The sequence below is a fragment of the Longimicrobiaceae bacterium genome (assembly GCA_035936415.1).
GTDB lineage: Bacteria > Gemmatimonadota > Gemmatimonadetes > Longimicrobiales > Longimicrobiaceae > JAFAYN01.
In genome coordinates this window covers 1-16113 of the sequence record DASYWD010000043.1, presented here as the reverse complement: position 1 = coordinate 16113, position 16113 = coordinate 1, and the positions used below count along the sequence as shown (strand labels likewise).

Genomic DNA, 16113 nt, shown 5'->3' with positions numbered 1-16113 from the left:
CGGTGCGAAACTCGCCCGGCCGGTGGAGCGAGAGGTAAGTGCAGCGCGGGCTCACACAGACGCACCGCCTGCTGAGCTTCCCCCCGCCTCCCGGTCACCCTCTCCGGCTTTGCCCGGCTTCGGCACGACGCGCCTGCTGCCCGGGCGAACTGTGGACTCTTTTCGTGCCAGCCTGCGGACCCCGTCCTCGCGCTGGCGGTTTCGAGTTGCGGCATTGACCAGCCAGTTCCGAGCGAATATATACCGTCTGTCGTCATTCGCGCTGTTTCGAGATTGGTGAGGTTCAGTTCCCGTGCGGGTTCCGGTAGGTCAAAACAGATCCTTCCCCTCGATGCGGAGTCGCATGCCAGACAACGGTTCCCACAAGCCCCGTCGGGAAGGACGACCAATTCCGGTTCCTCCCGCCCTGTTCAGTGCGGCCGAGCCCTTTGATGGCTTTGACGTGCTCGATGAGGTCAGGAGCGCAACCGGCGCGTTATTGTGGCAGGCGGTTCGGGACGTGGTGCTGTGGGCGACAACTCCCGAAGATGCCCGCAGCCGCCTTTTCGGCGAGGACGCATACGATCACCGGGTCACCGCGATCCGCGCGAGAGAGATGGAGGATGATGTACGGAAGTGGCTCATTCTCCTTGCGGGGGTGGTGTCTGGACGGGAGCAACCTGGCAGAGAGGAAATTTCCCGGACCTGCCGAAGAATCTCCCGTTGGGCGGACGAAACTCAACTCCCCAGGACCGCGATCTGGTACGCGCAGGCCGCTTCGCTATGCTTTCCCGAGGGTGCGGAGCACGCGTACAACGTGGGCTGGCTGCTACGCCGGTCACAGGAGTACCCCCGTGCGGAAGCGTGGTACAGGAGGGCTATCGGCCTGGCCCGCAGGCGGCGCGATGCTCATACGTATGCACGAGCGTACATGGGCCTCGGAAACCTGTACATTCAGCGGGACGAATACGAGAGGGCCAGGCTTGCCTTCGAGCGTGCGCTTCAAACCGCCCGCAGAGCCGGGCTGCGGAAGCTTCGGGCTGAAGCGTTCCACGATCTTTTCTCCGTCGCCGCGGAGACGAAGCAGGTAGTGGATGCCGAAATCTACGCCCGGAAAGCGTTCCATGCGTATCCCTCCGGACACCCTCGCCTGCCGCAGCTGGCCCACGATGTTGCCGTGTTCTGGATGCTGCAGGGCTTCTACAACCGGGCGCTGCCCGTCTTTGAATCTGTCGCACGGGTGCTCACTCGTCCGGCTGACCGTCTCCTGATCCTCTCGAATCTGGCCCGCGCAGCCGGCGGCGCCGGCCGTATCGACGTGTTCACGAGTGCGTGGGCCGACACGTGGCAGATTGTCGATGACAAGCCGCACCTGGAGTGCGTCACCTCCTCGCTCCTGAGACTCGCCTACGGATCGGCGCTGCTACGCGACTGGGAGCGCGTCGATCTTGCAGCACGGTTCGCCCTGGAACTGGCAACGAGGCGGGGACAGCAGGCGGTGCGGAGGGAGGCAGAGGAGGTGTTGTCCGCCGCTGAGCAGCAGCGGTTCACTGAGACAGTTCTTCCCGCCCCGGCAGAGGTGGCGGTCACCGATGCCGCGGACGCACTTGCAGGGCATCTCGTTCGCCGACTCGCAGCCTGCGCGGGCGGCGAGGACCGCCCGCGCATGGACTGCTAGCCGATCAATTGCCGGAGCCGAAGGTATGAACTCCGCTGGTCTGGACCGCTGTCGTGTCGCTCGTGCTGGCATCCTCGGTGCCCGTCGTTCTGTTCCCAGAGCCGAACGTGTGATTGCCGTCGAAGTGGGGCCGAGCATCAGACGGTGTAACCGGAGTTCGGTCGACGCTGCACCCCGCGAGGAGAGCGGTGAGCGCAACGAGGGCGATCCGAGTCGTCTGCATGGGTACTCCTTTGTGTAGGTGAGGAACTTCCGGGAGTACCTGGGAAGTTAATCTGCCGCAACCGATCCCGCCGCGGGCGTTCGAAATCGGCGCGCGTCATTGGGGACTATATTGGTAAACTGCCTATGGCTCACCCGCAGGACGGGACGGGCGAATCACTGCTTCCATTCACGCGCGAAGAGCTGTTGCAGGCGCAAAGGCTCATCCGTGCCGAGTCGGAAGCGGAGCGGGTAGCTGATAGCCTGCTGAGGGAGTCGGGGCCGCTTTCAAGAATGCGCTGGACGGTCACCTGCTCCTGCTGGCTCCCCTCTCGGACGAGCTTGGGGAGCGGGTGAGTGCATTCCGTCCCAACCTTGCCGAACTCGTCCAGTTGGTACGCATGTCGGTGAACAAGAATCTCGGCTAGTTGGTTTCGCGTGTTCTCTGGGGTTTTCAGGAGGTCTGTGAACCAAAGTCGGCTAGTTCTAAAAAGGGTTTGGCGAATCACTTCCGGCCCTTCGCCGGGTCCTGTACCGTTGTTTCGTATTTCTTTTAGTACTGGCGCACCCGGATCAGTCATGCCCCTAACCCCGTCCGATCATCCCGCGTTCAGCTGGTCGCATTCGATCTAAGGGTGTAAACGGCCGGCCGGGGCGTCGATGAAGGAAGAGGGGAACGCAGCAGGGGGCGCACTCGCTCGTGGTGCGCCCCCGTGCTGCTCCGGGTCCGGGCCCGTCCCCGGGATCTGTCTCAGCTCCCGACCTACTTCACCTCGGGAACTCTTGGGAGCTGGCGGGGCCTGCTCTGAACGAGCCGGAGATCTCGATGATCGGTGCATCGGGGATTATGGCCTCCGGGATCCTACAGGGTCCCTCCGGAACCCGGCCCCCCTTTAGATCCCTCGCGCAATACTGGAAGCCAACCAGGCGGAACCGACCCTCGACGCGCTCGGCGGACGAATGCGTGATCTCGAGCTCACCCGACCGGGCGACAAATGCCTGCAGCGTACGATCGACCTCGCGAAGGTACTGCGCAGTAAAGCCGTCCTTCAAGGTGATCGGGTAGATGCCTCGTGCAGGCAGGGTGGACCCGACGCGCTGCAGCGAAAAGCTCTGGCGGGCTCCGGCCTCCTCACTCGCAGAGAAGAGCGCAAACGCGAGCGCCCCCCCCAACCGCGAGTCGGCTCCGACCTGGAAGTCTCCTCCGCCATGATAATCGGCCTGGACGGTTCCTGTGACCGTAGCTCGGAACCAGAAGGCTGCGGTACGGTCGAGCGGACCCTCGGTCTCGCACGCTGCTGCAGTGAGCGCCAGGGTGACACCCATCATCAAGGTCTTCGGAAGACGGTGCATGATCCTCCCCTCCTGGTGCGGTGAGTCCCGGTGCAGCTACCAGCCAAGGCCATCTATGCTGACGGAGGAGCAGTCCACCCGCGAGACCGGCCCGGGCACAGCATACAGCCAGTAGAACCGGACGTACGCTTCAAACGCCGGTGTCGTGGCGTCGGTACGCTCCCCTGTCCGAGTCCGAAGGGGACACGGCCCTGGAACGTACCGGATGCGTTCCACGCGGGCTGCCGGTAGCAGAACCCGGGCGATCGGGTTGTCGTTGTTGAGCCAGGCGTTCTCCAACGCGAACCGGGCGATCTCCTGCTGGCGCGGATCCAGGGGGACACGCTCGAGGCCGCTGCCGACCACGAGCCGGGTGACGATCAGTCCAAGAACGTACAGGCCTGAGATGACGGCCAAAGCCCATGCCGCCCAGCGGAGCATCCCCATTCCGGAACCCTCTCTCTGCGGCAACTCGTCTAGGATCCGAGCGGGTGACTCGCCGGCGAGCGACTCACCCGCCCCTCTGAGGTCTGCCGGCGGGCCCCTCGGCCCTTGGACCCGGCGCGGCTCAGGGCTTGTACCAGGTCCTGTACTCGGTGATGGCGGCGTTGGTGACCATCCACCCTCCCGTGACCAGAAAGTAGCTGTCGACGCCGTTCATGCACCACGGTGAGTTGAACCAGCAGAAGGTCTTCTTCACCTCCTGGCCGGTTACGGTGTACTCCGTGTACTTGTGGTACACTGCCTCGCCGCCGGTGAGATCCCAGTAGCCATAGTACCATCTGTTGTTCTTGATGTACTTGGCGTAATAGGATCCGAATGCCAGGCCTACTTTCGTTCCCGGCTCAACGACACCTGCGGTGCTGCAGTCATTGTACCGGTAGGGCAGGTTAGTCCAGGCGGTGCACCCCGAGGCGAAGGTGGACTCCACGTTCAGGTTGTGCTCGTACCCCGGGGTAGTGGATTTCCAGCCGCCGTTCCGGTACCAGAGGAAATACGAATCCGTGAAGGATGCACCGTTGAACCAGAAATCCCCCTCATTCGGCCAGTAGGTGGGGCGTGGCCCGGACGACCCGTCATAGTAGGCCGGATCATCGGGGGAGACGAGGGTGTCCGCCGGCTCGAGCTCGGGCTCGGGCTCGGATGGGGTGCAGCCTATACACATGGTGCCCACGTCGCCGCCGGAGTAGGCCTCCACATGGTCGTACACCTGGGCAGCCCGCTGCTTTCGGAGGGCAGTGATCCCGCGAGGAATATCGACCTGGGCGGGCCAGACCGGGGCTGGGGGCGCGAGCTTTCCATCGGAGCTTGGGACCGCTGCGAAGTGGGACACCCGCCGGTCCGTTGCAAGAGCGTCGAGTGCGGCTGCGCTCCCGCTCACCTCGACGGCATAGATCAGCGGGCGGTTACCCCTCGCCTCGTGAAGCACCGCTTCGAGGCTCGCGCGAACCTCCACGAGCGAGCGGGCCTGCTCTTCGAGTTTTGCACTCCCCAGCACGGCAGCCCGGGGATGTTTCTCGCGGAACCGCTGGAAGCGGATCGTACTGCCACTCAGGGCTTTCTGCGTGCTTCCGATTGAGCTGCGGCGCGCTGTCTCCACCACGAGGCGGGGATCCGCGGCACTGAAGCGCTCGTGCGACCCGAACATCCCGCCCGCGGTCATGTGGACCTCGACGGCCTGGAGATCGTGCTGGACCAGGAGCTGGATCACTTCGGCGTCCGGGAGGCTCCGCCCGAACGAGATCACCGCCCGGGAGACCTCCCCCGCGGCGGAGGAGGCCGAGGGCCGGGCGGGGTCGTCGGGCGAAAGGGGCGGAGTCTGCTCGTCGCTGCAGGCGCCAAGCCCGAAGAGGGCGAAGATACCTGCGAGCAGGCCCGGGTGGAGAGTTCTGAACCTTGTGCGTGTCGACATGGCTGACCTCGGTTCGACGGAGTGCTGGCGGGGGTGGGGGACCCCTTCACAGCGGCAAGAAGACGGCGGGCGCGCACATCCAGACACATAGTACCGGCGGCTAAACGGACCGTCAAGAGGATTGTCGCAACGGTCCCGGATCGAGCCTGCCAGGCCGACCCCACCACCTCGTCCGCGAAGCGTCGCCAACCGGCGCCTGGCTGACTTTCTATCTCACTAGCCGACTTTCTGCCCGATTAGCCGACTTTTTATCCAACTAGCCGAGTTTTTTGCTCACCGACAACGCACTGATCCGAAAGGATTCCTCCGCAGCATGCGTAGGGATGACTACATGGTCGGAACGCCGGGTACGTAGAAGTTCGCGGCTCAGCTCCGCACCAACGCGGTGACGGATACAGTTTCTGGGGCTCCCGCCGGTGATGGGCTCTCCGTTGATCGGCTCAGCCGGGCCGAGAGGTACGCCACCCACCCGCCCCCCTTCCCACCGGCACAACACACCACGGGCGCGGGGTCCCACTCCAGAGACCGGGGCAGGAACACTCTACGTGTTCCTGCCCCGGTGGTCTAGAACGAAAAGGCTGTTAACAGCACTGCCGGCGGGGCGGCTGAGGTTGCATGGAAACGCCGCTTTCGTGGGGCAGGCTGCACGCGCCCCCTTGTAAAAACCATTGCCGCGCCTACAAGGTCTCCGCTAGTCCGGTAGAGAGTGCGTACTCACAACTGCCGCGCAGAGAACTGTGCTCTGATCGGCCAGCGGACATTCATCCGAACTAGCGAGGCAGGCGTTTCGTGGTGTTCAACGAGCTGTTTGCTCTCAATCACGATGCTTCCGCCGTGCCCTCGCACCACCCGGTTCGCGATGTACATTCCAGATCCAGTGCCCTGTCGACCTCGATCACCGCTGTACCGGCCCCGGTATCCGAGTTGGAAGATGCTCCCATGGGCGATCTCCTGTGGCGTGATCGGCGTTCCGATGTTTTCCACCGCTACGAGCGCGAAGTCGGGCTCCTGATCGACTCGGATCTGTACATACTGTTGCAGTCCGTCGTTCCGTTTAAAAGAATACTTGATCGCGTTATGGATCAGGTTGTGAAGGACCATCTCCAACTGCTCAGGAACCGCCTCAACCATCGGTTGGGCGCGATGGTGCCGCCTTACGTCGATTCCCCGTTCATCAGCATAGCTCGAAAGTCTGGCGACAACATTCTCGATCGCTGTGGTGAGAGATACCCGTCGAAGTTGCGCAGGATTGTAATCGAGATCCGTCGCGACGAGCAGCGGGATACGCCTGGAGTATGCAGTTACTGCATCGAGGTTCCGCGCGAGTCGGCGGATTCGATCTGCAATCCCGCGGTCCAGTGTTCCTTGCTCTGCTAAGTCCTTGAGGAAGATAGCGTCCCCCATTGCTCCTTGAACTGGGGATTGGATCTCATGTGCGACGGTGCGGATCGCATCGGCGGCGCGGCCAGCCAATAGCGTCGACACCAATGTTACAAAATCGTGGGGCAGGTCTCGGTCCCTTGGTGGGGGATAACTGAAGCGTTCCGAAGCTTGAATGGCATCACTTACCGCCTTCTTTTCTTTGCGGGGGCCCCGGCGAATATCACGCACGCGTGCCGCTCCTGCGTCAGTGAACCCACTCTGAATGAAGACGCCATACAATCCGAGCGGATTTTCGACTCGCGCAAAGGTCAGTTGGACGCCCCACGGACAAGTCACGGCCCCGGTTCGCTCACGAAGCTCAAAATAAAATTCGCGGCACACGGCACCAACTTGACCATCGCGTGCCGCAAGTGCACAGATCGGGGTTGTCCTTCCAGGAGAGGCATACGTCGGGAGCTGACCTCTTGAATTCTGAACGCCAACGATCGCCGCACCGGCGCCCTGCCGCGCGAATGCAGTGGCCGCCGCGAGTAGCTGTTGCTCCGTGATCATGGTCTTAGCCGCACAGCGCTTGTGATTGACGTGATCCTGACGGCAACTGCGCCGAGCCGCGAGACGGTATCGCTGATCTTGATCAGCCTCTGAATCACACTTGGGTCGCGGTTCGCTAATTGCCTCGCCAGACGCATGCTGTTCCACCAAAGCATGGCTCGCTCTTTCCACCCGAGGCGCTCTCGGAACTCCGGTTCGAGGCGGTTAATCTCTCGAAGAACTGCCAAGCCGGCCCAAAACTGATCATTCTTCACCTTGAGCAGAGTTTCAACATCAGCGGCCAGATCGGCGGGAAGCACGGGCTTCGTGCGAATCAAGTCCGCTTGGCGCAGCCCTTCTGCTAGTGCTGGCGAGATCGCATTCCCACTCACAACGAGAACAGCCGTTGCTGGGGACGAACTCTTTAGGGCTGCTAGCACTCCGACGCCATCCGCTTCGGTCACCGACTGTGCGACCCCGACTAGGTCTAGAATGACCAAGTCATACCCGGCGGTGAGCAGCTCGTTGACTGATTTCACTTCTGGAATCTCGACGAGATTGGAAAAACCCTCGCGGCGAAGCCCATCGAGAATGCTCCTAAGGTCCTCAATCCGATCATCGATGACGGCAATCTTCGCATTCCTGATGCCCATCCGGACTGCGGGCGCGAGGCCGCGCCGGACAAGCTCCTGCTCGAGGTTAGCCAGGTCGTCGGCCTTCATGTTCGCGTATAGTAGTGGTCATCATCAGGTTCTTCGGGAATATGTAGCGAACTGGATGAGCGCAACAGCCCCACCGCGAAATTGGAAGTGGGGCTGGGCTGGTCCCCTGGAGGTGTCAATCGGAGTTTGTCAATTGAGGGTGCAGGCTGGGTGGGGTCGCTCAGCGCCGACGTGCAGGTTGCGCGTGCAGTCTAGCTTTTTCGCGATTGCGCGTGCAGGAAGGAGGCCGAAAAAGGGACCCTGGCCAGCCTGATAAGCGTGAGGTCGGTAGTTCGACTCTACGCAGGGCCGCTAGACCGAAGTGATTGCCCCGATGCCGTTGACGCGGTGTCGGGACGATCTTTTCCTTCTCCCGCACCCTCGGGTGGCAACTGTGCCTGGAATCAGCCAGCCGACCATTCGAGGCGCTGCAGGTGGCCGCCCATGTAATCGGAAAAGCGGATGTAGCGTGATGGTAACCGCCTGAGAAGCGCGAGCTTGGTGGTTCGACTCTACCAGGCCCGCTGATAAACGAAGCCCCGCTCGATCTTCGAGATCGGGCGGGGCTTCGTCCGTCGGGGTGCTCCGGGGTCACCGGATCCGAACGGCGTCGGCGATCACGGTGTACCCTTCCGTGGTCCAGCGGCTGAGCTGGACCTTGTTCCAGCCGGCCGAGAAGTTCCAGGTGCCGATGGCGTTCCACTTCCCGCCGTTGACCTGCTGGTTCACCTGCACGGTGCCCAGCTTGGTCCCGCTCGCGTTCCAGGCGATGAAGGGCGCCGTGGTGGAGCGGTTGGTCCCGCTGGTCCACCAGGCGTCGATCGTCCGGCTCCCCGCCTCCGGCAGGTAGAACCAGAAGGTCGCCGGGTCGGAGATCGCCTGGGTCGAAGCGTAGAAGTACCCGGTCCCGTAGTATCCCGAGGTGTAGCTGGTGGAGATCCAGTTCGCCGAGACCTCGATGTACCCCTGCGACGTGTTGTTGCTGCTGTTGTTGCTGTCCACGATGATCTCGCCGCCGGGTGCCTTGAGCTCGTCCGGGGGTGAGCAGTCGTAGCTCGTCGAGCCGATGTACGTGTTCTTGTCCGCCGTGGAATACTTCGGCGCGTAGTACCAGAGCTTGGTCGAACCCTGGCGGATCTCGAAGTGCACGTGCGGTCCGGTCGAGCGGCCGGTCGAGCCCTCGTAGCCCACCGACATCATCCCGTCGGCGTCGCTCCCGTCCGGAGCCGACCGTGTCATCCAGGTGCCGATCTCGTAGCCCGTGAACTTGCTCAGGTGCGCGTAGAGCGTGTAGAAGGCGGTCCCGCCGCAGGTGTTCTTGTGCTTGACCATCGCGTAGTAGCCGTAGCCGTCCGGATCGTTCAGCTTCGCGTGGTACCACCCGTTGTTCGAGGTGCCGACCCTCCCTCCGTCCGGACCGGCGATGTCGCCCGCGTTGTAGTCGTGGCCCTGACTCCCCGGGCCGCGGGTGATCGTTCCCCCGATGGGCCAGAAGAACTCGGCCCTGGCCGGCAGGGCGCCGAACACCAGGAGCGGCAGAAGGAGGGCGAGGACTCGGCGTCTGGTAGTCGTCTTCATGACGGATTCTCAATCTGGAGGTTGGCTGGAGCCCCACTGCGTTCTAGTCCGCGAGGTGCGCCTTCTCCTTCTCCGTCCCGATGACCGTCCCCCGCTCGATGTCGCGCGCCAGCTTCTGGTCCCAGATCTCCGCGATCCGGGTCGCCCCCCGGCCGAGGATCTCCTGGTAGTCGCGAATGTCCTGCACGATGAGCGGCGAGCTCTCGTTCAGCCCCGCCAGGACGCGCGGCGCGTCGCGCCCCGCCACTTCCACGATGTTCAGGAGCATGGCGCGCCTGCTGGAGCGATCCATCTCCGTCGCGTAGGCCGCCCGCAGGCTCTCCAGAGCAGGCCCGGCCTGCGCGCCGCGGACGTGCCCCAGCGCCAGCGCCGCGATCTCCCGGTTCTGCGCCAGCGGATCCGTCTGCACGAGCCTGCCGAGCGACGCCACGACGTCCTGCGGCCAGTCGCCCCGGGGGTGCAGCGCGATCACCTGGACCGCCATGCCGCGCACCATGTCCTCGTGCGGTCCCTGCGCGGTGCGAAGCAGCGCGCGAGCGACCTCCACGCGCAGCCCCGGCTGGCGCGTGAGCCAGCGCTGCAGGACCTCGATGGCGGCGATCCGGTTCGGCAGGTCGTCCGCCTCGCGCGAGACCTGCGCGACGCGCTCGACCCCCGCCTCGGTGACGTCGGGGGCGTCGGCGAGCGCAGCGACCGCCTGCTGCAGCTCCAGTGCGGATCCCGACTGGAGGCTGCGCAGCGCCGTCTCGGGCACGCCGGGGCTCGGCGGTTCGATGGTGGACCGGGTCGTCGGGGCCTTGTCCGCGCAGGCGGCCAGCAGGCTCGCACCGAGGCAGAGGGCCACGAGGTGGAAAGTGCGCATACGCGTTCTCCTGCTTGGAGGCGGAGAGGGGATCCGCCCGGCTCCGTTCCGGCCGGGCAGATGGGGTACGGCTTCCTTCACGGAGTCCGGCCCGTCGTCACCGGATCCGAACGGCGTCGGCGATCACGTAGTAGCCCTCGGTGGTCCAGCGGGAGAGCTGGATCTTGTTCCACCCGGCGGAGAAGCTGTAGGTGCCGAGCTGGTTCCACTTGCCGCCGTTGACCTGCTGGTTCACCTGCACGGTGCCCAGCTTGGTCCCGCTCGCGTTCCAGGCGATGAAGGGCGCCGTGGTGGAGCGGTTGGTGTGGGTGGTCCACCAGGCGTCGACCGTCCTGGTGGCGGCGGCAGGGAGATAGAACCAGAAGGTGGCCGGGTCGGAGATGGGCGCCGTCTTGGCGTAGTAGTACCCCGTCCCGTAGTACCCGGACACCCCGGTGGAGGAGACCCAGTCCGCCGACATGGCCCCGGTGTCCAGGTATCCCTTGGAGGTGTCGTTGTTGTTGTTGTTGCTGTCGATGATGATGGCGCTGCCGCAGTAGCCGTTCATCCGGTTCATGTAGTCGGACCACGGCCAGTTCGGGCCCGGGTCGGTCCGGTCGTACGGCTGCAGCTTTCCGTGCGCCACGTAGTGGTACCGGTCGCGCGGGATGCTGTGACGCTTGCTGATTTCGCAGGAGAGCTCCGCCGAGGCCTTGATCTGCGAGGTGGGGAAGGAGGACTGCGAGGCGTAGCCTCCGTGCTCGATCCCGATGGTGAAGTGATTGCTGGAGTAGCCGTCCCGCCAGCATTCGTGCCCGCCGTTGTTCGAGCAGTAGTACTTGGCGCCGATGTGCCAGGCGCGCTTGGATTCGTAAACCAGCTTGGAGATCTCGGAGCCGTCCTCCTTGACCACGTAGTGCGCGCTCACCCCCGAGGATGAGTTGGTGAGCCAGCTCCAGCACCCTGAGTAGCCGCTCTCGCAGGTGTGGATGACCACCATGTGCACCTCCCCGATGCTCCCGGTGGGGCGGTCGTTGTAGTTGGGCGAAGGGCGCCACACGATGTTCAGGTGGCCCATGGCGGACGCGGCGAAGGCACTCTCGCGATCCGCTTCGGGCGGAGCCTGCGGCGTGGGGAAGTCCGGCAGCACGTTCTGGGGCGCGAGCGTGACCAGCACCTGGCCGCCGGGCGACACGCCCTGCGCTCCCGAGCGGAGCGCCGCGTACACGTCGTCGTGCACGTAGGCGGCCTGTCCCTCCGGCTGCTGGATGCCGCTGTAGCGCGCCACCGCCGGCGCCCAGGCGCCCAGGCTGGCGCGGCTGATCCGGAGCTCGTCCGCGTAGCCGCTCAGCACCGCCGCGGCCGCCCGGATGTTTGCCTCGGGCCGGAAGCGGGCCGCCTCCGGCGTCACGTGCGCCAGCAGGGCGCCGTGCTCCAGCTGCCCTCCGCGCAGCGCCATGATCCCGAAGGCAGGCTGCTGCCCCTCGAACTCCACTTCGCCGCGCACCATCTGGAAGCGGGTCTCGGCGAAGCCGACCGCCTTCAGGAGCTCGGCCGGGACGCGGAACTCCGCGCCGGCCTCGGCGAAGATCCGGTCCAGCGCGGCCTGCGGCGGGGGGGTCTCCGGGCCCGGCGAGCGGATGCCGACCGGCTCGTCGGAGCACCCGGCCAGAACGGCCGCGGCTCCCAGAGCGACGGCAAAGCGGCGGAAGCGAGACATGAGCTGCTCTCCTGAAAAGGGTTGCCTGAACCGCGAACCGCACCTGCCTTGAGCCGCGGTCCACCAGCAGTCGCAGCGCTGGACGGAGGCGCGGGTGCTCACTGCGCGACGCCCCGGCTCCAGATCGTGCCGAAATTGCCGAGGAACGCGTTGATCACGGTCCGGTCGTAGAGCTTCAGGAGGACCTCGTCGTTGATCCGCAGCGCCGAGCCGCTCCAGTTGTGCGAGCCGGTGAAGAGGCGGTATGCGCCGCTCGTTCCGGCGTAGGTGCCGTAGACGACGTAGTACTTGTGGTGGATCTTGGCGGGGCTGTCGACCAGGCGCAGCTGCACCCCTCCATCCTTGAGCCGGGCCTTGATCCCCGAGTCCATGTTGGTGTAGGCGAGCTGGACGGTGCAGCCGAGCTTCCGGATGCGAATCAGCTCATCCGCGATGGGATCGCGGCCACTCGTGAACATGTTCTGCGCGGCCTTGACGTAGCAGCCGGAGCCGCCGCTGAGATAGCCCAGCGTGTTGGCGACCACGTCCGTGGAGGCCTGCTCCGACGTGCCGCCGTTGGAGTCCGCCCGGGGGGAGAAGTAGGACTTGAGCGCGGCTGCCGACGAGCTGAAGCTGCCGTCCGGGTCGTCGACCAGGTAGTTGTTGTTCTTGCGCAGGTAGCGCATGTCGGTGAAGACGTTCTTGTAGCCGTCGTAGGTGGTCTGGTCTCCCCCGATGATCACCAGGTTGTTGTAGAGGCGGGCCTGCGCGTGGGTCATGTTCGCGGAGGTGACCGCCACCACGTACGGCTTGCTTACGCCCCCGTCCACCGTCTGGCTGAAGGTGAAGAACTTGCTGTGCATCAGGGAGCTGCTGCGATTCGAGATGCACCCCTCCACGTCCGAGGCGCTCCCCCGGCACTTCGTGTAGCGGTCACCGAGCGCCGCGGCGAGCCGCTGCCCCTGCGTCCCGTTGTCGTGTCCACTGTGGACCACGTAGACGTTCACGCCGCTGTTGTGCGCGTCGAGCAGGGCGTCGGTCACGGCGGGCACGGTGATGCTGTGGATCGCCGCCCGGATGTACTGCCCCGCGGGGGTGTTCCTGACGAGGCTGATGATGCGGTTGTGGATGGTGTAGTCTTCCCAGTTGACCTGGTCGACGTAGGGGTCGTTGAAGACCGTCACCTCGGTCACGCCGGCGCCGAGGGCGGCGGAGGGGGCTGCCGGCGGGCCCGTGACGGGGAGTGCGGCGTCCGGGGCCTTCTCGCCGCAGCTCGCGACCGCGATCTGGATGGCGACCACCGCGGCGAGCTTCCGGGAACAGGATGTCATCGTACCCATTTTCATCGAGGGTTCAGTTCGGATCGCCGCGGGTTGTCCAGCTGCCGGTCACCGGATCTTCACCGCGTCGGCGATCACGTAGGAGCCCGAGGTGGTCCAGCGCGACAGCACGATCCGGTTCCAGCCGGCGGTGAAGCTCCAGGTGCCGAGCCTGTTCCATTTGCCGCCGTTCACCTTCTGGTCGACCGAGACCCGGCCCACCTCGGTGCCGTTCGCGTCGTAGGCGATGTAGGGCGCGGTGGAAGAGCGGTTCGCGTACGTCGTCCACCAGGCGTCCACCGTCCGGGTCTGGGCCGACGGCAGGTAGAACCAGAAGGTGGCCGCATCCGAGGTCGCCCCGGTGGGCGCGTGGTAGTACCCGTCCCCGTAGTACTCCTTGGTCCCGGAGGAGAAGGTCCAGCCGGTGGAGGCCTGGAACTGGGCCACGCTGGTGTTGTTGAACGAGTTGTTGCTGTCCACGATCACCGTGCCGACGGGGTCCGTGGTGACCGCGTCGCGCGCGATCCAGCCGTAGCGGCCGTTGACGTGGCCGTACATGAACTGCATGTACCCGAAGGGCTCGCCGTTGAGGGGAGAGTCCTTGTGATAGAAGGGGATGTCCCTGAGGAGCACACCCTGGGAGCGGCGGAACACGTCGCCGGTCTCGACCAGGTAGGTGTCGTCGGCGACGCCGCCCATGCCGGGCAGGTTGTAGAGCAGGTTCACGACGTTGCCGGGCCGAAGCAGATAGTGCTTCGGCAGGTGGCTGCAGGGGCGGTGGGTGTTGTGAAGCACCATGTCGTCGTAGAAGGCCCGGACCGGGGTGGGGCCGCCGGTCAGCCTCCAGAGCGCGGCGTAGTCCCCATTCCCCGGGTTCGTGGCGTTCACCGTCTCCATGTACGCGAGCGATTCGGTCACGTCCGCCTCGCGCACCCACCCCGAGGCCGCCCCGCTGGTGGTTCCGACGGCGAACACGTAGACGACCACCGTCCCGTTGGGCAGCCGCTTGCGCTGGCCGTAGTTGATCCGGACCTCCGCGTCCGTGACCGTGCCGCGGGCGTTGCCGAAGCCGTCGTACAGGACGGTGTTCGCAGCGATCTTGAAGTGGCAGTCCTCGGAATTGTACCGGTGGGCCAGCCGGTTCGCCCCCGGGTCCGCCGGGTCCTTGCAGGGATACGGGTTGGGGAGCTTGCAGTTGTAGGCGCCGTCGCAGTCCGCCGACGTCGCCGACGCCGGGGGCCCGGGGCTGAGAAGCTCGCCGCCGTCGCGCTCCGAACAGCCGGCTGCGCCGAGCAGGACGATCGCGCAGCTGACGATTCGCGCCGTCGTGGAGAAGATCGGGCTCGTGCGCATACGGCAGGTCCGGGGCAGCAGATGATACGATCCGTTCAGGAGCGAACCTCCGGCCGCATGGAACAAGCCAGAAAACATCCGATCACCCGCCGGTCGGACAAGCTGCGGCGCGGCTGCGGGTTCGAGCCAGCCGGGAACGAACCCCGGGCGGGTCTTCCGCCGGACACTGGCACCATTGTGGTGCGCGGCGTACCACAATGGTGCGGTACTCATCCACCCGGTGGGCGACAGGGGCGCACGCGATGGAGGCTCCCTGAGGTGCAGGGCGGACGTACGCCCCCGGCTACCTTGTCCCTTGCGGGCTCGTTCGCTATGCTGCCGGCCCGGCTTTCTCCCGCGTCCGCAAGCATCACCTCGGCCGTTCGCGCCTGGAGCCCAGGAGCGTCGGGCCCGCCTATGTCACGATTCTACGGAGCATCCCCGTGCGAATTCCACTCCTGAAGGTCGTCCTGCTGCTTTGCTTCGCAGCCACGAGCGCGGCAGCGCAGGTGCTGCCCATTCCGCGGGAGGACCCCCAGGCGGACAGGCGACGCTTCCGTGCCGAGAGCCTCAGGGGAGCACAGGAGGCGCTGATCCGATGGACTGCCGCGTGGGCCGGGCAGGATGCGCGAGCCGCGGCCGCCCTCCACACGGAGGCCGGGCACCTGCTGCTCCCCGGCCAGACCGCACCCGTCCAGGGTGCACGCGCGATCGAGCAGACCCTGTCGGCGTACCTGGCGCAGGCAGGGCCTCTCTCGATCAGCCTCGTGGATGCCGAGGCGGGAGGGAACCTCGTCTACATGTACGGGCGCTACTACTACGAGCCCCGGCCGGGCGTCTCCGACGCCGCGCCTCCCCTGACGACCGGCAGCTACGTCGCCATCCTGCAGCAACGGGGTCGGGATTGGCGGATCCGGTCTCTCTTCTTCCTGGCCGAGCCCATCGGCGAGGCCGTGGAGTCCCTCCCCTAGCGTATCCCGGCCCCAGCGAGGGTGCCGCAGGCCGCCCGGGGGCCCATCGCGTATGGCTCGGTGCAGATCTTGCCGCCCCGATGGGGCATCGAAGTCGGCTGGCTCGCTCACCCGCATCCCCCGCGCAGCCATGCACACCCACAGGCACAGCAACGGCGCTTCCGCCGCGCTTCTCCCGGGCTGGCGGCCCCTCCTTCGGCGGCTCGCGCCGCTCGTGGCCGCCTTCGCCCTCGCGGCCTTCCCCGGTCTCGCCTCCGCGCAGGCCCGGTCTGCGCCGGCCACGGGCTACGTCTACTACGGGGACGCCGCGCTGGGGCAGCCCTGGTCCACGAAGAACTTCGACAACCTCTCGCGCTCCGACGCACCGGCGTTCCGGGGGACCGGCTTCGCCGACCTCTCGTTCCAGGTGGGCGACACCCTCCGCGCCCGTAGCGCGGTGAACGTGCGGGCCCGGCCGTGGGCGGTCCAGTCCGAAGAGCCGCCCATCGTCGGGAGGCTGCCCGCCGGGACCCGGGTCGTCATCCGCGACATCCACTGGATCGGGCTCGCTCCCGGACTCCAGCGGTCCGCGTTCTGGATCGAGTACGACAGGGTCGGGCAGCCACGGCGGCCCTGAACGGCTCCGCGGGGGGGAGCCGGCTCTGCCGGCTCCCCCG

Annotated in this window: 13 protein-coding genes; 3 read left to right on the top strand and 10 right to left on the bottom strand. The window is 65.7% G+C overall.

What is annotated here, in order from left to right:
• Positions 1-442 precede the first annotated feature (442 nt).
• Entirely contained in the window at positions 443-1657 is a 1215-nt protein-coding gene (locus VGR37_01760; protein HEV2146122.1) for a tetratricopeptide repeat protein, read from the top strand.
• Positions 1658-2626: 969 nt separating this feature from the next.
• Here the strand turns inward: VGR37_01760 and VGR37_01755 are convergent.
• The 10 genes from VGR37_01755 to VGR37_01710 all read right to left on the bottom strand — a co-directional run bounded on the left by VGR37_01755 (position 2627) and on the right by VGR37_01710 (position 14507).
• Positions 2627-3211 (bottom strand): hypothetical protein, encoded by a 585-nt coding sequence (locus tag VGR37_01755; GenBank protein HEV2146121.1) that lies wholly within the window; start codon positions 3209-3211, stop codon positions 2627-2629.
• Positions 3212-3247: 36 nt separating this feature from the next.
• Positions 3248-3631, bottom strand: coding sequence for a hypothetical protein (locus tag VGR37_01750; protein ID HEV2146120.1), 384 nt, complete (start codon positions 3629-3631; stop codon positions 3248-3250).
• Positions 3632-3758: 127 nt separating this feature from the next.
• A complete protein-coding gene (locus VGR37_01745) occupies positions 3759-5102 on the bottom strand; it encodes a hypothetical protein (protein ID HEV2146119.1) in 1344 nt (447 codons plus the stop codon).
• A 714-nt stretch (positions 5103-5816) separates the two neighbouring features.
• A complete protein-coding gene (locus tag VGR37_01740; protein ID HEV2146118.1) occupies positions 5817-6713 on the bottom strand; it encodes a HAMP domain-containing sensor histidine kinase in 897 nt (298 codons plus the stop codon).
• A 320-nt stretch (positions 6714-7033) separates the two neighbouring features.
• Positions 7034-7738, bottom strand: a complete 705-nt coding sequence (locus VGR37_01735) for a hypothetical protein (GenBank protein ID HEV2146117.1) — start codon at positions 7736-7738, stop codon at positions 7034-7036.
• Positions 7739-8308: 570 nt separating this feature from the next.
• The gene (locus VGR37_01730) at positions 8309-9295 is read right to left on the bottom strand and encodes a peptidoglycan DD-metalloendopeptidase family protein (protein HEV2146116.1); all 987 of its coding nucleotides are present in this window, start codon (positions 9293-9295) and stop codon (positions 8309-8311) included.
• Positions 9296-9338: 43 nt separating this feature from the next.
• Positions 9339-10157: a hypothetical protein gene (locus tag VGR37_01725; GenBank protein HEV2146115.1), complete on the bottom strand. Its 819-nt coding sequence runs from the start codon at positions 10155-10157 to the stop codon at positions 9339-9341.
• Positions 10158-10254: 97 nt separating this feature from the next.
• Positions 10255-11856, bottom strand: coding sequence for an N-acetylmuramoyl-L-alanine amidase (locus VGR37_01720; protein ID HEV2146114.1), 1602 nt, complete (start codon positions 11854-11856; stop codon positions 10255-10257).
• A gap of 98 nt (positions 11857-11954) precedes the next feature.
• Positions 11955-13166, bottom strand: coding sequence for a phospholipase D-like domain-containing protein (locus VGR37_01715; protein ID HEV2146113.1), 1212 nt, complete (start codon positions 13164-13166; stop codon positions 11955-11957).
• Positions 13167-13223: 57 nt separating this feature from the next.
• On the bottom strand, positions 13224-14507 hold the full coding sequence (locus VGR37_01710) for a hypothetical protein (GenBank protein ID HEV2146112.1): 1284 nt from the start codon (positions 14505-14507) through the stop codon (positions 13224-13226).
• A 422-nt stretch (positions 14508-14929) separates the two neighbouring features.
• On the opposite strand from VGR37_01710, the gene VGR37_01705 reads away from it, so the two are divergent.
• Positions 14930-15457, top strand: coding sequence for a nuclear transport factor 2 family protein (locus VGR37_01705; GenBank protein ID HEV2146111.1), 528 nt, complete (start codon positions 14930-14932; stop codon positions 15455-15457).
• Between the two features lie 130 nt (positions 15458-15587).
• On the top strand, positions 15588-16073 hold the full coding sequence (locus tag VGR37_01700; protein HEV2146110.1) for a hypothetical protein: 486 nt from the start codon (positions 15588-15590) through the stop codon (positions 16071-16073).
• Positions 16074-16113: the final 40 nt, after the last annotated feature.